Genomic DNA, 21,760 nt, shown 5'->3' with positions numbered 1-21,760 from the left:
TACACCCTGCGGATGAGGAAATACCCCCGATGCTCCACTAAATTGAAAGAAGGAAAACGAGTGAGATTCTGATAGAGATTTGGTGTGGACCCCAGCGATGGATTTAATTACATCTCTCACATCCCAGGTCATGAACAAGGCGATGGATGGCTTGTCCAAGCGGCATAAGGCCATTGCCAGTAATTTGGCCAACGTGGATACCCCCAACTATAAACGCCGGGATGTCTCGTTTGAAGGGGCCTTGAGTCACGCCATTCATGAGGTGAAGGGGCAGGGCTCTCTGGCCCGGCGTCAGGCCTCCAACGATGAGCAGTTGCCCATGCGCACCACCCGCGCCGAACATATTCCCATCGGTCACGCCGCTTCCTCGATCGATGATGTCAGCGTGGACATTCAGGAAGCGCAAGATGTGCAATACCGCATGGATGGTAACTCGGTGGACGTGGAAACGGAGATGGTGCAACTGGCCAAAAATACGGAGCGCTTTAACGCGCTGGCCCGGATGGAGAGTGGCTACTTTAAGGGTTTACGGTCGGTCATTACCGGTGGAGGTGGCGCATAATGGATTCCTTTGATATTACCGCCTCGGCGTTAACCGCTCAGCGCCTGAGAATGGACGCCATTTCCAGTAACCTTGCCAACGTGAATACCACCCGTCGTCCGGATGGTTCGGTGGGGGCCTATCGTCGCAAGAACGTGGTGTTCGCCCCCATTCTGGAGCAGGCGGGCAACCAGTTCGGGCTGCCGGTGGGGCGAGACAGTGGCGGCCCGGGGCTGGCCATGCGCCCGGCCAAAAACGGACTGAGCATTGGCCCCAGTGGAAGCCCGCTGATCACGGCCAGTATCAGTCACGCCGAGTTTGCCGGGGCCGGGGTGCAGGTGACCCAGATTACGGATGATGCGCAAACCCCCATGCGCATGGTGTATGACCCCCAGCACCCCGATGCCAACAAGGATGGTTATGTTGAAATGCCCAACGTGAACGTGGTGACCGAGATGGTGGACATGATTTCGGCTTCCCGGGCATACGAAGCCAATGTAACCGCCCTGCAGTCGGTCAAGGGTATGAATCAGGCCGCCATGGAGATTTAATTCAGGCCAAGCCCTTAGTGGATTTAGGAGTATCAAACCGTGGATAGCATCAGTCACAATTTAGCCGGATCCGAGCTTTTGCTCAGTCGTCTGCAATCGGATTCCGCGGTGAAAAAGGCCCAGTCCGGTGCCAGCGAGCAGGGCGAGAGTGGCCAGCCCGGCAATGTGCTGGATAGTTTTGGCAACATTCTGAAGGATCAAATGAGCCAGATTAATCAGTTGCAGTCAGAAGCGGCTGAGGCCAAGCAAATTTACGCGGTGGGCGGGGATATTGACCTGCACAACGTCATGATCGCTGGTGAAAAGGCAGAGTTGTCTCTGCAACTGGCCATGCAGGTGCGCAACAAAATGATTAACGCCTATCAGGAAATCACCCGCATGAACGTATAAGCTGGTCATGGACGCAGCGTTCGGTTTTTCGGGACAACATTCGGTAAAAACTGTTGATACAACCGTTGGTCGTGGAAAGTGGATAACAAGGCATGAATGAACGAATAAACGCCATATTTTCCGGGTTTTTACAGCGTTGGGATCAATTGAGCTTCAACCAGCGCATCATGCTGGGCACCCTGGTGGTGGCCCTCATGCTTTCCACGTTTTTTGTGTTTCAACGCACCAACGATGACTATGACATTCTTTACGACAACATGAGCCTGCCGGACGCCGCGGCGGCGGTGGAGAAACTGAAGGCGCTCCACGAACCCTATCGCATCGCCAATGGCGGGCATACCCTGCTGGTGCCCCGAACCAAGAAAAATGAACTGGTACTGGCCACGGCCAACGAACTGACCAGCGAAAACACCATCAATCTGGCTAAAATTCCGCCGGTGTTGCAAGGGGATGTGCAGAAAGAGTGGATCAAGAAGCTGAACACCCAGGAAATCGCTGGCATTCTCAACTCCATTCAGGGGATTAAAAACGCGCAGGTTATTGTCACCCAGCCGGAGCATACCGTGTTTTCCGATGACGAGCTACCGGTGACGGCATCGGTTATGTTGATGGTGGAACCGGGGTTTCGGTTGCACGATGAGCAGGTGAAAGTCATTAAAAACCTGGTTTCTCACGCCGTGCCGGGGTTGAAGGCCGAAAATGTGGCCATTGCCGACAATTCCGGCAACCCGCTGGTGGGTCCGTCCAGCGTGATGGCCAGCGGGCAAAGTGAAGCCGACCTGCGCCAAAAAGCATACGAGGACAAGATTACCAAGAAAGTGCTGGGCATTCTGGCCCCGGTGGTAGGCAAGGAAAACGCCGTGGTTTCCGTCAGCGCCATGTTGAACTTTGATCAGGCTGAATCCGAGATCAACCGGGTCATTCCCTCCGGTGGCAACTCGGAAAACCCTACCGGTCTGGCCGTTAGCCAGCAAAGCGATGTGGAAGAGTACAGCGGCGGCAACAAGCCGAAGTCCGAAGGGGGCGCTCCCGGCGTGGAGACCAACGCCGCGCCTTCCTATCAGGGAGAAACCGCAAAGGACAAGGACAGTAATTACAAGCGCACCAAAACCACCACCAACTACACCAATTCCGAAGAGCGAAAAAAGGTGATTTACGCTCCCGGCACGGTGGAGCGTCTAACGGTGGCCGTGGTTTTGAACAAGGTGTTAACCGCCAAGGAAACCCAGGAAATCAGCGAGCTGGTGCAAAACGCCGCAGGCATTGATCTGTCCCGAGGGGATTCCGTGGATATCAAGGGCTTCCAGTTCTCCTCCAAGCTGACCGATCCGGAAGAGGCCATGACCCAGGCGGCCAAGGCTGCCGCTCAGCAGAGCTTCTACCTCCAGTTGGCCTCCGTGGGCGCCATGCTGATTCTGGGGATGGCGGCCATGTTCATCTTCTATACCCTGTTTAAAAAGCCCGCCGAAGGCCAGATTGTGGATGAGCCCGAGGAGGAGTACAACTACATTGCCGCCGATGATACGGCCACCCAATTGCTGGAGGAAACCAGCTTCGCCGCCCTGGAGACCAAGATGGACCCTGAAGTGGAGCATATGAAGACCTCTATCAGCGATTTAATTACCGAGGACCCGGCGGAAGCCACCCGCGTTCTGATGACCTATATGAAAGAGCTATGAGAACGGGCATAATAATAGTAAAAACAATCTTTTAATCTTGGTCGCGTTTCCCCATTCATCGGTTGAGTCCTTTCCCCAGTCCGTTCCTGTTTGTGAGTATCAGATGGAATTATAAGCACCATGTCCAGTGACGCCATTTCGATCCGGCATATGACCAACTCCCAGAAGGTGGCGGCCCTGCTGATCGCCCTGGGGCCTCGCACGGCGTCTGAAATCATGAAAAACATTGAGGACGAAATCGAGGTAGAGCATATTGCGCTGGAAATCGCCTCATTGCAACGCATCAACCCGGAAACGCTGAACGCCATCCTGGCCGAATTTTATTCCTTGTTCCAGGCCAGCGGCTATCTGGCCTCCGGCGGGGTGTCCTATGCCCGCCAACTCCTGAACGAGGCCTACGGCGAGAATCAGGCCGATAAAATCCTGGAGCGGCTGGTAGCCACCCTGCAAACCAACCCCTTCGACTTTTTCAATAACGCCGATCCGGCCCAGTTGGCCACTTCCTTCCAGAATGAAAACCCGCAACTGGTAGCGCTGGTGCTGGCGTACCTCAAGCCAGAGCGCTCGGCGGCCATTCTGGGGGCCTTGTCCCCGGAGATGCAGGCCGACGTGGCCCATCGCATCGCGGAAATGGATCGCACCAACCCGGAAGTGTTGCGGGAAGTGGAGCGGATTATGGAGAACAAGTTCTCCTCGGTGGTCACCGCCGACTTTAGCATGGCGGGCGGTATCGAATCGCTGGCGGAAATCATCAACCGCAGCGATCGCACCACGGAAAAAGCCATTCTGGACAGTCTGGAAATGAAAGATCCGGAAGTGGCCGAACAAGTGCGGGAGCTGATGTTCGTATTCGAGGATATTATTCATCTGGACGATCGTTCCATTCAGCGGGTGCTGCGTGAGGTGGACACCAAGGATCTGGCCCTGTCGCTGAAAGGTTCCAACGAGGATGTTCAGGAAAAAATCTTCCGCAACATGTCCGAGCGGGCTTCCACCATGCTCAAGGACGATATGGATTACATGGGCCCGGTTCGCGCCAAGGATGTACAGGAAAAGCAGACCTACATCGTCAGTATCATTCGTGCGCTGGAAGGCGCCGGTGAGATCGTAGTGTCCCGAGGAACCGAAGAGGACGATTTCATTGAGTAATTTCGTCCGCAAGGAATTACGCTATCGGCAAAACGCCCAGGTGACGCCTGCGGCAGCCGGGCAAGCGCATATTCAGGGCGAAACGGTTGCCGTGGGACAAGCCTACCATCTGGATAGCGAGGCCCAATTCAAGCGGGATCTGGAGCAGTCTCTGGCGGAAATTGTGAAAAAACGCCTGCAAGAGGCGGAAGATGAAGCTATTGCTCTTGTCAAAGTGGCCGAAGAAACGGCTGAAAAAAATGCCCGGCAAATTTCCGAGGAGATCCTGAGCAAGGCCAACGCCCAGGCCCGGGAAATGGTAGAGCTGGCCCAGAGTCAGGTCGAAACCATCCAGGAAAGCGCTCGGGAAGCGGGGTTTAAAAATGGTTTTCAGGAAGGCTACGCCGATGCCACCGCCCAGGTGGAGCAGGAAGTGACCGGTTTGCTGCAAAGCGCCCAACTGTTGGCGGAAAATGCCTATCAGGCTGAAAAACTGGTGCTGAAAAACTTTGAGAAAAACGCCCTGACCCTGATTCGCCATTTGAGCCGAAAAATTTTACAGCGGGAGCTGGCGGAAAACCCGGATATGATTTTGAGGCAGTTGCAACAGGCTGTGGAAAGCCTGTATCTGACCGGCAAGATTAAAGTGGTGGTCAATCCTCAGGCATTACAGGAACTGCGGGCCTTCAGCGCGGTCACCGAATCAGCGCTGAGCGAGATGAGCCGTTATGAGTTTATGGTCGATCCGTTGCTGGACGTGCATCAACTGTTCATTGTGGGAGAAGAAGGCTCCTTTGACTTGAGTCTGGATACCCGCATCGCTCAGTTGATCGATCCCCTGCAGGAGGCCCTGACCCTGCCCAGACCGGAGCCGCTGGGGGCGGACTTGCGAGCGCCAGAGGCCGCTGAAGCCCTTGCTGAAGCGACTCAGGATTTACCGGCGGAGATTGAGCCTGTGAAGTTCGAGTCACCTGCTTATGAGAGCAAGGAGGCTGAGTCGCTGATACCCCTTGATGAAGTGATGCCCGAGGACACTGAAACAACACCGACACAAGACGCTTCGGCGACCTCTCCTCTGGAGGAGGCACCAGAGGTCGATTCGCCGCATGCCGGGCCCGTGGCTCCCGCGATTACTCCGTTTGAGTTTCCCGCCTTTGATAGCAAGCCGCCTGAGGGGGATGCAGAGGACGAAGCGGGGCCTGCCCTGTGAATTTGAATCTGGATATGGACGCTTTGCTGAACTTGATGGACAAAGCCGATCCCTACCCGCAGGTGGGTCTGGTGGATCAGGTCATTGGGCTGGTGATCGAATCCAAAGGGCCCAAGGCCAAAATTGCCGATGTATGCCTGATTGAGACCGGCGATCCGTTTATGCCCACCGTGCCTGCCGAGGTAGTGGGCTTTAAAGAGGGCAAAATCCTGTTAATGCCACTGGGGGAACTGGGCAATTTATCGCCGGGGGCTCGGGTGTTTAACACCGGTCATTCCTTTCGGGTCAACGTGGGGCCAGAACTGCTGGGTCGGGTGCTGGACGGGCTGGGCAACCCCATTGACGATCGGTTTCCGGTGTCCAATAACCTGCCGTTCCACGTGCATGCCCACGCCCCGCATCCACTGAAGCGCAAGGAAATTACCGAGGTCATTCCGCTGGGCGTCAAATCCATTGATGGCTTTAATACCATTGGCAAAGGCCAGCGGGTAGGCATCTTCGCCGGTTCCGGGGTGGGTAAGTCCACCACGCTGGGCATGATTGCCCGCAATACGGAAGCGGATCTCAGCGTGATTGCCCTGATTGGGGAGCGGGGGCGTGAGGTTCAGGACTTTATTGATCACTCTCTGGGGCCGGAGGGGCGCAAACGCTCCGTGGTGGTGGTCTCCACCTCCGAGCAACCGGCCCTGATGAAGATCAAGGCCGCCTTGGTAGCCACTACGGTGGCCGAATACTTCCGCAAAAGCGGCAAGAATGTACTGCTGATGATGGACTCCCTGACCCGGGTGGCCATGGCCTTGCGGGAAGTGGGCCTAGCGGTGGGAGAACCCCCTACCACGCGCGGCTATACCCCCAGCGTGTTCGCCTTTATGCCCAAATTGCTGGAGCGCAGTGGGACTTCGGACACTGGCTCCATCACGGGTTTGTACACCGTGCTGGTGGAAGGGGATGACATGAACGAGCCGGTGGCCGACACGGTGCGGGGCCTGCTGGACGGGCACATTGTTCTCAGTCGGGAACTGGCCCAGCAGAATCACTTTCCGGCTGTGGACGTTTTGGCCTCCGTCAGTCGTTTGATGACGGCCATTGCGGAGAAGGGGCATCGGGAGGCCGCCGGAAAAATCCGGGATTTAATGGCCTTGTACAAGCGCTCCGAAGACCTGATTAACATCGGCGCCTATGTGCAAGGGGCCAATCCCAAGCTGGATCAGGCTGTGGCTTTAAAAGGGGAAATTGACGCCTTGCTGAAGCAGGAGATTGAGTCCAACGCCCCGTTTACCGAAACCGTGGATAAAATGCTGGCGATCGTCGGTAAAGCGGGCATCTAGGTTTGGGGAACCGTAGACTGTCTGGCCTTTTTTTAAACACCGCAACGGGTGCCGGTGTCGGTCCCCCCGGCAGTTTCACAAATGGCGGCGGCGTTCTGGTCGGTTTTGACCGGATTGGTCTGAACAACAACGGTGGTGGGGGAGCCCGCGTTGGTTAAGGCGGACTGGGCGGCGTTGCTGCTGGTTGCCGCATCCGAGGACACCTGCCCAGTCAGGGTGTTGACTTCCGAAAGTACGCCCTTGTCCGCGCCAGTCGCTGCCAGTTTGTCCACCAGCGTTTGAAGCCGGGCAGACATGTAGCCGTTTTCTTTTAACCAAGCGGCGATTCTTCCGGCACTTAAAACCGTGCCGTTATAAACCACGGTTGTCTTTCTGAAAGTTTCCCGGTTTCCTCGGCTGAGCTTGGCGATTTGTCTCAGGATTTTCTGTAATTGAGCCACTTCGTGGGCGTTATTGGCAATGGCGGTCACAATTTTTTCTTGTGCCGGGGTCAAGTTGCTCTCTTTGGTGGGAGCGCTCCCCCCCGGTCTGCCCTCCAGCCCCCAGGTGTTTCCATTGGCCCCAGTGGTGGCCGTGGCACCGGAGCCATTCCCGCTCCAGGCATCAATGCACGCCGAGCCTGAACCTGCGGGCGTATTCAAGCCCATCTGGGCTGCCCGGATGGCGTTTTCCTGACTGGTTTTGTCCGCTTTTGCAATCATATCGCTTTTTATATCGGAGATTCTGGCGCTAAAGGCCCCACTGAAAGACAGCAGGGCCCCGAGGGAGACCACGCAAATCAGTGTGCCCACCAATGCGTATTCAGCAGCGGCATTCCCATGCGCTGGCAGTCGTTCATTTATTCTTACCTGTTTCATACAGGACGCCTTTATCAATCCGGATACGTTGTTTATCGGTGGCTCAGGCCCCAACTTGACGTTTTGTTTCGATGTGTTTACATTCTGCCGGGTGAAGGGTTGATTTCAGGCCAGTGGTTTGTGCAGGGTGGTCCCCTTCGGGTTAGCGGGCGCTGATTGTCGGCTTTGCCGAAAGCCCCTGTTTTACAGGAAGACAGGAATGGCCTGTGATAAACTGGCGGGAGAAAAGCGTGCTTTGTAAAGGTCATTCCGGGCTGTCAGCGATGGTTATAAAACAGGATTTCATCAAAACAGGTTTATTTTGGCTGATTCTGGCCCTGGCGTTGTGGGTTCGCCTGCACTTTGTGTTCCAGGTGGATACCCCGCTGAAGTCGGATATGGCCAGTTTCCATCAGCGGGGCGTGGCTCTGCTGGAACAGGGTTCCTTCAGTACCGGCGATGATTCCAGGAGTCTCGGGGCTTCCACTTATCGCCCGCCTCTGTATCCCCTGTTTCTGGCCGGTGTTTATAAAATTGCCGGGCCGAACCCCCGAGCGGCCTATGTCGCTCAGGTGGTTTTGGGACTTTTACTGTTGATGGGCATGTATCAGCTGGCGTTGCGCGTTACTCCAGCCTCCCTGAAGTCGCCGGTGGCCCTGACCGCCATGGCCGCGGGGGCGGTATATCCGCCGCTCATTGCCTATTGCGGCATTTTGCTCTCGGAAATGCTGTTTATCACTTTGCTGGTGTGGGCCGTGTGGTTTTTGTTACAGCCTGACAAACACAAGGGCTGGGGCTGGCTCACGGGTTTGTTCTGGGGCTTGGCCGCCCTGACCCGTCCCATTACCTTACCGCTTTTTCTGGGGGTGCTGGTTATTTTATGGCTGTATCGGCAGTTGAAGCCCCGACAGGCCTTACAGGTTGTGGCCATCTTTTTTCTTACCCTGAGCCCCTGGATTTTACGCAATTACGCCGAATTTCACGAGTGGGTGCTGGTGGATAATTCCTCGGGTATTAATCTGGTGGCTGGCAATAACGATGACGGCAAGGGCGATTACACCCGGAGTTACGTCAACAGCTGGATGTATCAGGATGCCCTGGCCAACAGCCGCAATATCGTGGATTTTGATCGCCGCCTGATTGCCAATAACAACCGCTGGATTCAAACCCATCCGCTGCGTTATGCCCAATTGTTCTTTAAGCGTCTGGGGTATTATTTTGTGTCAGAGCATGAGTTTTATTTTCAGGATTACCACTGGAACCGCATCCCCTGGCATAAAACGCCCATTAATTTGACCTTTCGCATGGTGTGGCAAGTGCTGGCCCTGCTCACGTTGGTGGCCTGCCTCATGGTGCGGTATCCCATGGGCGTTTGTCTGGGTTTTGCCGGGTTTTTCTTTTACATCTTTCCGGCCATTGCTCTCTATTACACCCGCTATCGGCACCCGGCCATACCATTTGTGTTTATACTGGGAGCCCTGGGCTTTTGGGCATTGTGGCAGTTTCTGCAAGCCAGACTCCAACCGGCCACCGGTACAGTAACCTTGTCTGAGTTAGCGGACTGAGGCGCTGAACAAATTTCAGCGGGATAGGTTCACTAGCGTTTCCACGTGATAGGTCTGTGGGAACATATCCACCGGCTGAACCGCATCAATTTTCCAGCCCTGCGCCACCAGATGCTTGAGATCCCGGGCCAGGGTGGTGGGGTTGCAGCTCACGTAAATCAACTGCTTTTCAATATGCTCGCTCAGCCAATCCAGCACTTCGGGTTGGCAGCCGCCACGTGGAGGGTCAATAATGGCCACTTCAAAGTCTTCCTTCAGGGCTCTTAGCGCCTGACGGGCATCACTGGTTTTCCAGGCCACATTGGTAATGCCGTTCAGGGCGAAATTTTCAAGGGCATCCGCTTCCGCGCCGGGGGAGGATTCAATGGCCAGCACACGCTGGGTCCGTTTGGCCCGGTGTACGGAAAACAGACCCACCCCGGCGTAAATATCCAGAAGGGAGGTCACCGAGGGAGAGAGCCATTCATCCAGCACTTGCAGCAGCACTTCCGCGCCTGCGTAACTGGTCTGGAAAAACTGACCGGCGGAAACCCGGTATTGGTTGCCACTCAGGGCAAATTGCAATGCTGGCTGCCCGGCAATGGTCTTGGGATGGGCGTCTTTCTGCTGGCTGTCCACCCAGCAAACGCCTTCCAAAGCGGGGAAGTCCTGCATCAGTTGTTGGGCTAGAGGGTAGAGGGCCCCGTTCTTTTCGCCGGTAAAGACCAACAGCATTTTTTCATCCGGGCTGATGAAGGCTTCCACCCGATAGCGCTTGGCGGCGATTTTGGGGTCTTGTTGGGCCAATTCCCGCAAGCGTTGGGCCAATTGATTGAAGGGCTCTGGTATGATGGGACAGTGGTTGAATTCCACCACGGTATGGCTTTCCGCGGCGTGGTACCCCAATTTGCAGGATTGGGTGGCTGCATCTGGAACCAACTCCCACTGCACCCGATTCCGGGCTTTCCAGCCATCGGTGGCAGGGCTTAATGTCTGGGCCACGGTCACATCGGGCAGCTTACCCAGACGCACCAGACTTTCCGTCACCATTTTTTGCTTCCAGTCCCGTTGGGCCTCAAGAGACAGGTGCTGCCACTGGCAGCCGCCGCACTGACCAAAAATATCGCAGGCGGGCGACACCCGATGGGCACTGGGGGAGCGTAACTGTCGGATGCTGGCCTTGGCCGGTTTTTGGCGCCCGGCCATTCGCTCGGCTTCAATCACGTCTCCGGGGGCGCTCAGGGGCACAAAAATGACTTCTCCCTCGGAGGTTCTCGCCAGGCCTTCGCCGCCATACACCAGTTTTTCAATGGTCAGTTCCAAAATAAGGCCTTTCTTTACGATTCGATGCTTTAGATTAATACTTTAGGGTTGATATTTTAAAGTTGACTGGAAGCGGACAGGGGAGCGTCATCCTGCACGGAGGACAGACTGAGGGCCTGTTGTTGCTCTTCCCGCTCCCGAATTTCCCGACGCACGTCGGCCAGTTCGGCCCGCTGAATTTGGGCGGGGGTTTGCGGCGTCCAGGGCGGCATTTCTCCCGGGCGACCATTCGGCCCCAGCTTGACATAGACCAGATAACTGCTGGCCACCCGGCGAGGCTCCGCCTGATTGGGGTTTTGGGCGAACACTTCCACCTGCACCTCCGTGGAGGTGTTCCAGGTTTTGGTCAGAACGGCCTTGGCCTCCACGGTTTCCCCAATGAAGGTGGGCGAGATAAAGCTCATGCGATCCTGACGAACGCCCACCACCGGCTGGTTCAAGGATTGCTTTTTGGCCACCTGACTGCCCGCCTCATCGATGAGCGACAAAATAATGCCCCCAAACACGTTGGACTGGGCGTTGGCGTCGTTGGGCGTCATCAGGCGGCTGATGACCACCGGGTTGTCACTGTCCTCAATGGGGATAAACGGCGCGGTTTTGCCTTCGGTGGCCCGGTTTTTCTTGCGCAATTCGGCTCCCTGAGCCAGTTGTAATTCCTCGGGGGTGTTGGGCTGATAGGCGGGGAATTGGATTTTTTCCCGCGTTTTTTCATTGAGGGCTACAAAAACCAGATAGGCCGTGGCGATGTCCCGGGTTTCATCGGTGAACCAGTTTTCCGCCTGCACCCGCACTTCCACTTCCAAAGAGCTTTGCCATACCTGGCTGACCCGACTTTCCAGACGAATCATGTCCCACAGCCGGATGGGCTGATGGAAGTTGGTGCGATCCAGCGAGGCAGTGACCACCAGCCCCCGTTTGCCGTCCCGGTTCAGATGGCGCAGGGCCGCTTCGCTGCCCACAATGTCAATCAGTTTCAGCACATGACCGGCCCGCATAAAGCCAGCCTCATCCAGAAGCCAGGGGTAGGCGGGGGTACGGATAAAATGGCGGGGAACCGGATTTTCTGGCGGGTGCGGCGTGGTCATGGTCATGACTCCGGTTGGGTGGTGACGACTGAAAAATTTGGGAACTTCAGCGTTCGGGCATTTCGCTGAACGTCTATAGAAAGCTAAAACAAATTCAGGCTTATGAGTGCGTGGTAAATGCGTCGATAAACACGGAAATGTAGGCGAATACCTGATTCAGGGCTCGGTGTCGCCCGGCAGCCAAACCGACTGTCATGGACTGGGACACCATTATATAAACAGATCCGTTCCTCCGCAAACAAAGCTTTTATTTCTCCGCTTGACCGCACCCGCCGGATTCAATCATCATAAAGAGCATTCTACGATTTGGAGGCGGTGGAAACATGAAGCTAGCGACCTTTGCGGTGGCAACCGTTTTGGGGAAGTTTGACCGGCTGGGGCTGGTGTTGTTTCCACAAGGGGTCGAGGCTCCCCCGGTTCTGGTGGATCTGAACGCCGCCTATTGCTGGCTGCTAACCGAGGCGGATCAACAGCCCTGTCCCCAGCGCTGGGCCGATTTTTACTTTGCACCCGATATGCGCAGCTTTCTGGAATTGGGAGAACCCGCCATGCGGGCGGCCCGTGAGGTGGAAGCCCGCTTTCTGCAATTACTAGGCCAAAATCGGGCCCAGGCCTTGCTGGGGGCTGAAGGGCAGCGATTGGTCTTTGAAATGGCCGAAGTCACTTTAAAAACCCCGGTGCCCAACCCGCGTATGCTTCGGGATTTTCTGTCCTTTGAGACGCACACGGCCAATGGCTTTAAGCGACGCAACGAGCCCATCCCGGAAGCCTGGTACAAAATGCCGGTTTATTACAAGGGCAACCCCAACACCCTGATTGGTCATGAGGCCCCGGTTCACTGGCCCAGCTACACCCGCATCCTGGATTATGAACTGGAGCTGGCCTGCATCATCGGCAAGGCGGGCAAAAACATCCCCGCGGACAAAGCCAGTGAGTACATTGCCGGTTACGCCATCATGAACGACTTCAGCGCCCGGGATATTCAAAAATACGAGATGATGTGTCGCCTGGGGCCGGCCAAAGGCAAGGATTTCGCCACGGCCGTGGGGCCATGGCTGGTCACGGCGGATGAAGTCCCCAACCCGCGTGATTTACGGATGATTGCCCGCATCAACGGGGAAGTGTGGTCGGATGGCAACGCAGGGACGTCCCATTGGACCTTTGAGCAAATGATCGAGCATGTCTCCAAAGAGGAAATGATTTACCCCGGGGACATTTTGGGTTCCGGTACGGTGGGCTTTGGCTGCGGACTGGAACTGGATCGCTGGCCCCAACCGGGCGATATGGTGGAGCTGGAAATTTCAGGGCTGGGCCTGCTGAGAAACCCCATTGTGAAGTCTTTCTAGCGCCTATCGACACGCCTTATATGGTTTCCATATCCTGTTTCCACCCTTGAACGTTTTTTTTTTCGATGCTATACTAATGGAAGTAACTGGGTTTCACACCAATCAATTCCAGAAACGCCTGTTTGGGGAAAAGGCAATGGGGGCAATCTCGTCAGTTTTTATCAAGTGGCACTGGGCGTTTATGAATCCAGGATATTGAGACAATAAGACAGGTTTGGGGGACTATGAACCAACGGTTTTACGATCAGGATGTGCTGTTAAAAGAATCCATACAACTGGCCAGCCAGTTGCCAAAAGACGCTCAGGCTGTGGTGGTCAAGGGGTTTAACTGGATCGCCACGCATCAATTTCAGGCCGATACCCGCTTGGGCGATTTAAAATCGCTGGGCACAGAGGTTGTTTTGCCCTTGTATAAATCCAAAAGCAAGCGACGCCTGTATGACGCCATGCCAGCGTTTCACATGGCCATTAATTACTTGCGGGTATTGCGTCCCGAGGAGAGACACCAGGTGGCCGATCGACTGATAACGTTTAATCGCCTGGTGGTGGATTATATTGAAAAATGCACATTTACTGCCTTTCTACCGGATCATCACCGCTTGAACAAGATTTCCGAGACCTTTTTGCCAATGGAGAAAGAACGGGCGCAGGATTACCTGTTATCGGTTCGACAGACCTTGCTAACCCTCAACCTCCCGCAATCCAATATCACGGAACGCACGCCTTATATTTCCGGGGGAACCTCGATTCACTTGGGGGAGTTTTGAAAGATTGATTGGGGTCTGCTCATCGCACTGATTCAATGCTTGCCCATCATTCTGGCATTTCCGAAGATATACCCGTTGGCCCTTCAGAATGTTTATGAGAGCTTTTAAGTTGCAATTCAAATGATGAATTGCGTTTAGTCATTCACCCCAATCACAAAGGTTCTCAGTGTTATGTTTGGTCATTTTAATTTTTTATTGCCCTCACGCGCCCAAACCAGTCTCCCAAAGCCTCCCAATGCTTCATCACAAGAAAAACCGCTGGCTGAGGTTATGCTAGACAATCAGCAGCAAATTTTAACGGCGCTGCAAACCCTGAAGCAGGATCAGGCCGAGTTTCACAAAACCACTCAAGCAACGCTGGTACGGCAACACCAGGATTATTTATCCCATTTTTGGGCATTGAATAACGCCCAATCTCAGGCACAAAATCTCCAAAGCCGGATGTTCAGCGATCAGCGGGTGATGATGCAACAGCTGGAAGCACTGAAAAACCGCATGACCCAGCTCTCCCGCTGAGTGGGTGCGTGCCTTGAATCAGGAATTCATGGCTTTGGCGGCCAGCCGCTGGAGCGTGGCTCTTTTTTTTGCTATGCTGCTAATCGGAACAGGCGTGGTTCCGTCACAGCGATTAGAGGGGCATTGGTATGTATCCACTGGTAAAGGGTATTGTGGCGCTTCAGGCCCATGTGGCGCTGCCGCAGGGTACGTTTGAAGAAGAGCATGGGCGCGATGGCTTTTACGGGCCAGTGTCCCACTTGTATCGCACCCACGCTCCCACAGGCTGGAGTCGGATCGAGGGCCCGTTGAAGCCCCGGGCCTTTGACTGCCTGACCGCAAAGCCAACCGATCCGGGGGGCATTCTGGATCGGGTACCCCTGCTGTACAACGAGGATGTGGTGGTGCATATGGCTCGCCCCACCAAGCCCATGCCCTTTTACTTCCGCAATGCCGACGGGGATGAGATTTATTTCATCCACAAGGGCCATGGCACCCTGGAGACGGACTTTGGTCCGTTGTTGTTTGAACCGGGCGATTATCTGGTCATTCCCCGGGGAACCACCTACCGCCTGCTTCCTGAAACCACGGACAACGCCTTTCTGGTAATTGAATCCTTCAGCCGCATCCGCCAGCCAGACCGGGGGCTGATGGGGCAGCATGCCCTGTATGACCCGGCCCTTGTCAAAACGCCGTCGCCCCAGCCCATTCAAGATGACAGCGAATGGGAGGTGCAAATCAAGCGCCTCAACGAGATAACCTCTGTGTTTTACCCGTTTAATCCCATGGATGTGGTGGGTTGGAAGGGGGATCTGACCGTCTGGCAGCTCAATATTCGGGATTTCAGGCCGGTCATGTCTCACCGGGCCCACTTGGCCCCCAGCGTCCACACTACCTTTCAGGGTCAAGGCTTTGTGGTCTGTTCCTTCGTGCCTCGCCCCCTGGAGGAAGATCCCGAAGCCGTTCGCGTCCCCTTTTATCATCGCAACATCGATTACGATGAAGTGCTGTTTTACCACGCGGGCAACTTTTTCAGTCGAGACGGCATTGATGCAGGCATGATCACCTTCCACCCCCAGGGCATTCATCACGGGCCGCACCCCAAGGCGGTGGAGGCCAGCAAGCAAAAAACAGCCACCGATGAAGTGGCGGTCATGCTGGATACCGAAAAGCCGCTGCGCATGACCGAAGCGGCCCAGGCCACCGAGTGGCCGGACTATTACTTATCCTGGCAAGCCAAATAGGCTTTTAACAGGCAAATCTGACAGAAAGCGCCCAAGACCATGAGCGAAGTGAACATTCCCTTTATTACCATTGACCCGACCCAAAATTCCAATCAGGACAACTACAAACTGCTGATTGGCAGTGTGTTGCCCCGGCCCATCGCTTTTGTGTCCACCCAGTCCGTGGATGGGGCCCTGAACCTGGCCCCCTTCAGCTTTTTTACTGCCGTTTGCTCGGAGCCGCCCACCATTTTGTTTTGCCCCATGGTCAGGGGTTCCGACGGGGGGAAAAAGGATACCCTGCGTAATATTGAATCGACTGGCGAGTTTGTGGTCAATATCGTCAGTGAGGACATTGTGGCCCAAATGAACGCCACGGCGGGTGAGTTTCCCTTTGGGGTCAGCGAATTCGAACAGGCCGGGTTAACACCGGCCCCTTCCGAGGTGGTTCAACCGCCCCGGGTGCTGGAATCCCCGGTCAGTCTGGAGTGTCAATTGCAGCAGATCATTCCGGTGGGCCCGGGCGGGGTGGGCAGCGGAAATCTGGTGCTGGGCACCGTGGTGCGTTTTCACGTGCGCCAAGACCTCTATCAGGGCGGACGCATTGATACGGCCCTGCTGAAACCGGTGGCCCGTTTGGCGGGTTCCGCCTACTGTCCGGTGCGGGACGTGTTTGAAGTGGCCCGTCCCTCCTGAGTCAATAACTCGCGGGCTCCCCAACAAAGTGCCTGACAGGGCTGGGAGAGAGGGGCTATGCGGGCGCTATCAGCGCACGTCGAAGTAGCGGGCTTGCGGATGATGAACAATGAGCGCCGAGGTGGACTGCTCCGGCTCCAGCATGAACTCTTCGCTGAGTTCGATGCCAATGCGCTCTGGCGCTAGCAATGAGAAAAAGTGGGTTTGATCTTCCAGATTGGGACAGGCCGGGTATCCCGGGCTGTAACGAGAACCTTGATAGCCTTGAGCGAACAGGCGCTTGATGTCGGCGGCATCCTGTCCAGCAATGCCCCATTCTTCCCGCACCCGTTTATGCCAGTACTCGGCCAGCGCCTCGGCCATTTCCACCCCAAAGCCGTGGAAATAGAGGTAATCGCTGTAATTATTGGCGTTGAACAAGTCCAAAGCGTATTTAGAGGCCTCTTGGCCCATAGTCACTATTTGCAGGGCCACCACATCCATGCGTCCAGAATCCACCGGAGCGAAGAAATCGGCCAGACATTGTTTTTTCTGGCCGCCCCGGGGGAAGGTAAAACGTTCCCAGATTGCTTGGGTGCCGTTTGCCTGCCACGGTTCCGGGCGATAGACCAACAGGGAGTTTCCTTCCGACTGGCAGGGGAAGAAGCCGTAGATGACCTTGGGCAACAACAAGCGTTCCTCAATCACCCGCCGTTTCAGGCTGTCCAGAATGGGCACGATTTTTTCGGCCACAAAGGCCTCATGCTCCCTGACGGAGCGGTTGCCCCGCTTGACTTGCCATTGACCCGAAAACAGGGCTTGCTGATTCAGGTAAGGATAAATTTCGGTTAAGTCAAGCTCAGTGATCACCCGAGTGCCCCAGAACGGCGGTTGCGGGATATCCACATCCAGCCGAATCTCCGGGCAGCGCTTCAAATAGTCGGGATCATCCACGGAGAGGCCGCTTCCGCCCAGGGTGATTTCGCCCACCGCTTGATACACAGGTTCGCCGCCGGGCGCCACCAGCACTTTGGACAGTTCAGCGGGTGGAGAAAGTTCCCCGGCCCCTTGGGCGGTCTCTTTACCCATAATCAGTTCCATGGCGTACAGGCCAGAGAAGGCATCCTTGGCGTAATAGACCCGACCGTCATACACGTTTTGGCAATCTTCCTCCACAAAGCGCTTGGTCAGGGCGGCCCCGCCCAGTACCACCGGCACGTTCAGTCCCCGCTCCTTCATGGCGATAAGATTATCTTTCATAATGGCCGTGGACTTTACCAACAGGCCGCTCATGCCAATGGCATCGGCGTTATGCTCGTCCAGCGCCGTTAACATGGTTTCCAGCGGCTGCTTGATACCCAGGTTGATTACTTTGTACCCGTTGTTGGTCAGGATGATATCCACCAGATTCTTGCCGATATCATGCACATCGCCCTTGACGGTGGCCAGTACCATCACGCCCTTGGAGTGCCCGCCCTCCACCTTCTCCATGTGCGGTTCCAGCAGGGCCACACAAGCCTTCATCACTTCCGCCGATTGCAGCACAAAGGGCAGTTGCATTTCCCCTTTGCCGAAGAGTTCACCCACGGTTCTCATGCCGTCCAGCAAAATATCGTTGATAATGCTCAGGGCTGGATATTGGGTGAGCGCTTCGTTAATATCAGGTTCCAGCCCAGTTTTTTCCCCGTTGATGATGCGGTACTTGAGGCGCTCCTCAATCTGCTCGGGCAGTTCTTTTTTCTTTTTCTCAACGGTGGTGCCGCCGTGTTCCTCAAAATAGGCCATCAACTCAATCAAGGGGTCATACGTCACCGTGCCGTCTTCGGCGAATTGCCGTTCATCAAAAATCAGTTGGCGGCACAGCTCCCGCTCTTTTTCACTAATGCGGTGCAGGGGCAAGAGGTGAGCGCTGTTGATGATGGCCATATTCAGTCCGGCTTCCATGGCGTAGTGCAGGAACACGCTGTTCAGCACATGCCGCAGGGCGGGCTTGAGGCCAAAGCTGATATTGCTGATTCCCAGCACAAAACCCACTTCGGGGTAAGCCTCCCGAATCAGGCGGATGGCCTCGATGGTTTCCATTCCGGCCTTGCGAAATTCCTCATCCCCACTGCCCAGGGTGAAGGTGAGCGTGTCAAAAACGATGTCGCCCGGCTGAATGCCATATTTTTCCGTGGAGAGCTGATAAATACGCTGAGCAATTTCAAACTTGCGCTGGGCCGTCTTGGCCATCCCTTCTTCATCAATGGTTAAGGCCACCACGGCGGCCCCAAATTCTTTGCATAGGGGCAAAATGACTTCCAGTCGCTCCTCGCCGTCTTCCAGGTTGATGGAGTTGACGATGGTTTTCCCGGCCACCAGCTTGAGGGCGGCTTCAATGACCGGGGCTTCCGTGGAGTCAATCATCAGGGGCAAGTCCAGCTGGGCGTTGAAGCGGGTGATGGTTTCCACCATATCCTTCACTTCGTCCCGGCCCACGTAGGCGGTGCAAACATCCAGCAAATGAGCCCCTTGCTCCAATTGGTGCCGTCCGATGTCTACCAGGGCGTCGTAGTTATCTTCCGCCAGCAGATCCCGGAATTTTTTGCTGCCGTTGGAGTTGGTGCGTTCACCCACCAACACCGGCGGTGGGTTTTGAAACATGGGCACACTGGTGTACAGGCTGCTCAGGCTGTTTTCATAGCGGATTTCCCGTGGGCCCGGGGCCAGCCCGCCAATGAGGTTATCCACGGCCTTGATGTGCTTGGGGGTGGTGCCGCAGCAACCGCCCACGATATGCACGCCCAAATCTTTCACAAAGTGCTGCAAGTGGGCGGCCAAATCCTCAGGCGACAGGTGGTAGTGGGCCTTGCCGCCCACGTTTTCCGGGATCCCGGCGTTGGGCAGGCAGGAAATATAAAACGGGCTATTCTGCGATAAATAACGCACATGGGCGGCCATCTCCTGCGGGCCGGTGGCGCAGTTCATGCCCAATACATCAATATCATAGGGCTGCAATGCCGTCACCACCGAGGCGATGTCCATGCCCACCAGCATGGTGCCGGTGGTTTCAATGGTCACTTGCACCATGGTGGGAATGTAGCGATTCAGACTGCGGCGCACCTTGCTCACCGCGGCCAGCGCCGCTTTGGTTTGCAATAAATCCTGACAGGTCTCAATCAGCAGCATGTCCGCCCCGCCATCCACCAGCCCACACACCTGATCCACATAAGCGGCTTTCAGGTCATCGTAGGCGATGTGGCCCAAGGTGGGCAGTTTGGTAGTAGGGCCAATGGAACCGGCCACAAAGCGGGATTTATTCCCCTTGGTGCTGAAGTCTAGCGCGACTTCCTTGGCGATTTTGGCCGCCCGATAGCTCAAATCGTAGGCCTGATCGGCGATATCGTACTCAGCCAGAACGATAGAGGCCGAGCCAAAGCTGTTGGTTTCCACCACATCGGCCCCGGCTTCAAAGTAGGCCGCATGGATTTCCTGAATGACGTGGGGCCGGGTGCGCACCAGAATCTCGTTGCACCCTTCCAGCCCCTCAAAATCATCTTCTGTGAGGGGGTAAGTCTGCAACATGCTGCCCATGCCGCCATCAAACAACAGTACCTTTTCCTGACACTGCTTAAAAAAGGAATGATTAGACGCCTGACGGTGCAAATTGGGCATTTTTGATGAATAATAAACAACAACACTACTTACCCGACCATCATACGCCTCATCCTGTTTCAATTCAAACTTTTTAGTTGAGCCCTGGTGCCTCGTACCCTTCAACCTCAGCCGTTATTCAGCCTCACCCTTTAAAAGGAGCCGGTTCATGAATCGTAAAGTGACATTATTTTTGATGTTTGGCCCGTTCATCCTGTTTTTCGTGGGCCTTGGCGTGCTGGTCAACGATGCCCGGCATCCCAGCACCCTGCGGGATGAGTGCGTGGTCACCGGCACTGGCGCGGAGGCCCAACCCTTCAAAGACAAAGCCCGATTCATTTACCGGCAAAGCGAAAACATTAAGCACGATGTCAGCCTGCGCTGCCAAAAACTGGGCCCGCTAATGCTAAATGACATCCAGTTGTTTATTACCCCCATTAAAATTGGACAAGGGGCCTGGGTTTCTTTAAAGCAGTATCACATCCTGCCCAAGCGCTGGATGGTCAGCGTGTACACGGGCAAAGAAGAGTAAATCATCCAAACAGGAATAAACCGTCCAAAGCAAAGTGAAGGCTCAAGGGGCGATGCGGGTGTGCTTTCTGGCAAGAACGCCGTTTTATGAGCGTTTCATGTACAGGTAGTCTTTAACGAATTCCTGCCTTAACTGCGGCAACTTGTCCCAAAAGATGGTGAGCATCTCTTCTTCCGGCATTTCCCGAACAATGTCCAGCACCAGGGTTTTAACATCCAGGGTGCGGAGCAGTTCTTCACCGGCCAGTAACGTGTTTAATTCCTCTTGGGTCATCGGGGGATCGCTTTCTCTCTGTCCATTAAGGGAGTTTGGGGGGTAAAGCCGACCGGCGCTGTGGCCCTTATGGCGTACCCGTTTATTATAGTACGGTCTGCGGCCTGAAAACAGGCGTTTACGATTTTGGCGCTTTATGATTTCCGGCCAGGGCCAGCAGCTCCTCGGAGGCGCGTTTGTCCAGACTGAAGCCAAACAGGGCGTAATCGTATTTGACCGGATCTTGCGGGCACAACTGCCGGAAAACCGCTGTAATTTCCTCGGCGGTGCGCCAGGAGCCATCGTGTCGGGGGCTAAGGCCCAGCTTGCGGTTCATTTTCATCACATGGGTGTCCAGTGGAATCAGCAAATCGGCTGGATGCAGGGCCTTTTTCCACAGGCCAAAGTCCACTTTGCCGCCCGGTTCTTCATCTTGGCGAACCATCCAGCGCAAAAACATGTTGAAGCGCTTGCAGGCCCCGCCTTTACCGGGGTGGGCAAACAGAAATTTCAGCCCGTAGCTGTTGGGTTCCTGATGGTTCAGCAGGGCATCGTTCACCCCCGTAATGCCCGCTTTCAGCCGGGTGACGGAAGGATCGGCCTTAAGCCCACGTTCAACGGCCTCCTGAAACAAGGCTTCCAGTGACCCGTAGGTGGTATAGACCCACTGCAGCCGCTCCCACAGAAAGGCCACGTCCGGGCCTTTATTAAAGCGATAGATGAAGTGCTGAAACAGTTTGGCGTCCCGCTGTCGGTTGAAACTCTCCATGAATCCCACCGGGTCGTTTTCGGTGATCTGAAACAGCCCGTTGATGGTCTCGATAATGAAATCCCGCCGCCCATAGCTAAACAGGGCGGTGATGAAGGCCACCAGTTCGCAGGCCTTGGGGTTGTCCACGTAGCGATAGGGAATTTGAATGGGATCGCTGTCAATATAGCTGGGCACTTTGTATTGAGAGACCAGAGCATCCAGAGCCGGGGCCAAAGCCTGCCAGCCTGCCGGACTTTTAGGGGTCGCCAACCCAGAGAACCTGGCCTTGGCGGGCCGGGTGGCATGCGCTTTGCCCTTGGGCTTTGAGGTCTTGGTGCCCGTTTTTTGAACTGCTTTGGGAGGGGCTTTGGGCGGCTGTTTTTTTGTCATGACGTTCTGGTTTCCACCCAAAGGCGATCATAAAGAAGCTGTAACGGAAGCAGTCTGAGGGCCCAATCGTGACTCGATCTC

The 21,760-nt window shown here is 55.4% G+C and carries 20 protein-coding genes; 14 read left to right on the top strand and 6 right to left on the bottom strand.

Translation table 11 applies throughout. The annotated features are described in order from the left end of the window. Positions 1 to 97: 97 nt before the first annotated feature. The 7 genes from flgB (at position 98) to DF283_RS11700 (ending at position 6,827) form a co-directional block, all read left to right on the top strand. The gene (flgB, locus tag DF283_RS11730; protein WP_303675064.1) at positions 98 to 562 is read left to right on the top strand and encodes a flagellar basal body rod protein FlgB; all 465 of its coding nucleotides are present in this window, start codon (positions 98 to 100) and stop codon (positions 560 to 562) included. After that, the gene (gene flgC / locus DF283_RS11725; protein WP_303675063.1) at positions 562 to 1,092 is read left to right on the top strand and encodes a flagellar basal body rod protein FlgC; all 531 of its coding nucleotides are present in this window, start codon (positions 562 to 564) and stop codon (positions 1,090 to 1,092) included. The genes flgB and flgC overlap by 1 nt, the downstream gene beginning before the upstream one ends. Positions 1,093 to 1,131: 39 nt before the next feature. Next, positions 1,132 to 1,482, top strand: coding sequence for a flagellar hook-basal body complex protein FliE (gene fliE, locus DF283_RS11720; protein WP_303675062.1), 351 nt, complete (start codon positions 1,132 to 1,134; stop codon positions 1,480 to 1,482). A gap of 92 nt (positions 1,483 to 1,574) precedes the next feature. Further along, positions 1,575 to 3,161: a flagellar basal-body MS-ring/collar protein FliF gene (fliF, locus tag DF283_RS11715; RefSeq protein ID WP_303675061.1), complete on the top strand. Its 1,587-nt coding sequence runs from the start codon at positions 1,575 to 1,577 to the stop codon at positions 3,159 to 3,161. A 120-nt stretch (positions 3,162 to 3,281) separates the two neighbouring features. Then, positions 3,282 to 4,310 (top strand): flagellar motor switch protein FliG, encoded by a 1,029-nt coding sequence (fliG, locus tag DF283_RS11710; protein ID WP_303675060.1) that lies wholly within the window; start codon positions 3,282 to 3,284, stop codon positions 4,308 to 4,310. After that, positions 4,303 to 5,499, top strand: coding sequence for a FliH/SctL family protein (locus DF283_RS11705; protein ID WP_303675059.1), 1,197 nt, complete (start codon positions 4,303 to 4,305; stop codon positions 5,497 to 5,499). The genes fliG and DF283_RS11705 overlap by 8 nt, the downstream gene beginning before the upstream one ends. Further along, positions 5,496 to 6,827: a FliI/YscN family ATPase gene (locus tag DF283_RS11700; protein WP_303675058.1), complete on the top strand. Its 1,332-nt coding sequence runs from the start codon at positions 5,496 to 5,498 to the stop codon at positions 6,825 to 6,827. Before DF283_RS11705 ends, DF283_RS11700 begins: the two co-directional genes overlap by 4 nt. Positions 6,828 to 6,859: 32 nt before the next feature. Here DF283_RS11700 and DF283_RS11695 read toward each other — a convergent pair whose 3' ends face one another. Continuing rightward, positions 6,860 to 7,684 (bottom strand): hypothetical protein, encoded by an 825-nt coding sequence (locus DF283_RS11695; RefSeq protein WP_303675057.1) that lies wholly within the window; start codon positions 7,682 to 7,684, stop codon positions 6,860 to 6,862. A gap of 263 nt (positions 7,685 to 7,947) precedes the next feature. Between DF283_RS11695 and DF283_RS11690 the strand changes: the two genes are divergently transcribed. Then, positions 7,948 to 9,228 (top strand): ArnT family glycosyltransferase, encoded by a 1,281-nt coding sequence (locus DF283_RS11690; RefSeq protein WP_303675056.1) that lies wholly within the window; start codon positions 7,948 to 7,950, stop codon positions 9,226 to 9,228. A gap of 15 nt (positions 9,229 to 9,243) precedes the next feature. Here DF283_RS11690 and rlmD read toward each other — a convergent pair whose 3' ends face one another. Then, positions 9,244 to 10,530 (bottom strand): 23S rRNA (uracil(1939)-C(5))-methyltransferase RlmD, encoded by a 1,287-nt coding sequence (gene rlmD, locus DF283_RS11685; RefSeq protein WP_303675055.1) that lies wholly within the window; start codon positions 10,528 to 10,530, stop codon positions 9,244 to 9,246. Between the two features lie 56 nt (positions 10,531 to 10,586). Further along, a complete protein-coding gene (locus DF283_RS11680; protein WP_303675054.1) occupies positions 10,587 to 11,615 on the bottom strand; it encodes an acyl-CoA thioesterase in 1,029 nt (342 codons plus the stop codon). Between the two features lie 323 nt (positions 11,616 to 11,938). On the opposite strand from DF283_RS11680, the gene DF283_RS11675 reads away from it, so the two are divergent. From DF283_RS11675 to DF283_RS11655, 5 genes are all read left to right on the top strand, one after another. Then, positions 11,939 to 12,961, top strand: a complete 1,023-nt coding sequence (locus tag DF283_RS11675; protein WP_303675053.1) for a fumarylacetoacetate hydrolase family protein — start codon at positions 11,939 to 11,941, stop codon at positions 12,959 to 12,961. Positions 12,962 to 13,185: 224 nt separating this feature from the next. Continuing rightward, the gene (locus DF283_RS11670) at positions 13,186 to 13,728 is read left to right on the top strand and encodes a hypothetical protein (RefSeq protein WP_303675052.1); all 543 of its coding nucleotides are present in this window, start codon (positions 13,186 to 13,188) and stop codon (positions 13,726 to 13,728) included. Between the two features lie 270 nt (positions 13,729 to 13,998). After that, a complete protein-coding gene (locus DF283_RS11665) occupies positions 13,999 to 14,244 on the top strand; it encodes a hypothetical protein (protein ID WP_303675051.1) in 246 nt (81 codons plus the stop codon). A gap of 128 nt (positions 14,245 to 14,372) precedes the next feature. After that, entirely contained in the window at positions 14,373 to 15,467 is a 1,095-nt protein-coding gene (locus tag DF283_RS11660) for a homogentisate 1,2-dioxygenase (RefSeq protein ID WP_303675050.1), read from the top strand. A 39-nt stretch (positions 15,468 to 15,506) separates the two neighbouring features. Beyond that, positions 15,507 to 16,142 carry a flavin reductase family protein gene (locus DF283_RS11655; protein ID WP_303675049.1) on the top strand — a complete coding sequence of 212 codons (636 nt, stop codon included), beginning with the start codon at positions 15,507 to 15,509 and terminating at the stop codon, positions 16,140 to 16,142. A 69-nt stretch (positions 16,143 to 16,211) separates the two neighbouring features. Here DF283_RS11655 and metH read toward each other — a convergent pair whose 3' ends face one another. Beyond that, positions 16,212 to 19,775 carry a methionine synthase gene (metH, locus tag DF283_RS11650; RefSeq protein ID WP_303675048.1) on the bottom strand — a complete coding sequence of 1,188 codons (3,564 nt, stop codon included), beginning with the start codon at positions 19,773 to 19,775 and terminating at the stop codon, positions 16,212 to 16,214. A gap of 148 nt (positions 19,776 to 19,923) precedes the next feature. On the opposite strand from metH, the gene DF283_RS11645 reads away from it, so the two are divergent. Continuing rightward, the gene (locus DF283_RS11645; protein WP_303675047.1) at positions 19,924 to 20,286 is read left to right on the top strand and encodes a hypothetical protein; all 363 of its coding nucleotides are present in this window, start codon (positions 19,924 to 19,926) and stop codon (positions 20,284 to 20,286) included. 84 nt (positions 20,287 to 20,370) lie between these two features. Here DF283_RS11645 and DF283_RS11640 read toward each other — a convergent pair whose 3' ends face one another. Beyond that, positions 20,371 to 20,559: a hypothetical protein gene (locus DF283_RS11640; protein ID WP_303675046.1), complete on the bottom strand. Its 189-nt coding sequence runs from the start codon at positions 20,557 to 20,559 to the stop codon at positions 20,371 to 20,373. Between the two features lie 118 nt (positions 20,560 to 20,677). After that, entirely contained in the window at positions 20,678 to 21,679 is a 1,002-nt protein-coding gene (locus DF283_RS11635) for a TIGR02757 family protein (protein WP_303675045.1), read from the bottom strand. Between the last annotated feature and the right edge of the window lie 81 nt (positions 21,680 to 21,760).

Origin of the sequence: Vampirovibrio chlorellavorus, from assembly GCF_003149375.1 — a bacterium.
Taxonomy (GTDB): domain Bacteria; phylum Cyanobacteriota; class Vampirovibrionia; order Vampirovibrionales; family Vampirovibrionaceae; genus Vampirovibrio; species Vampirovibrio chlorellavorus_B.
This window is presented reverse-complemented; position numbering and strand designations above follow the sequence as displayed.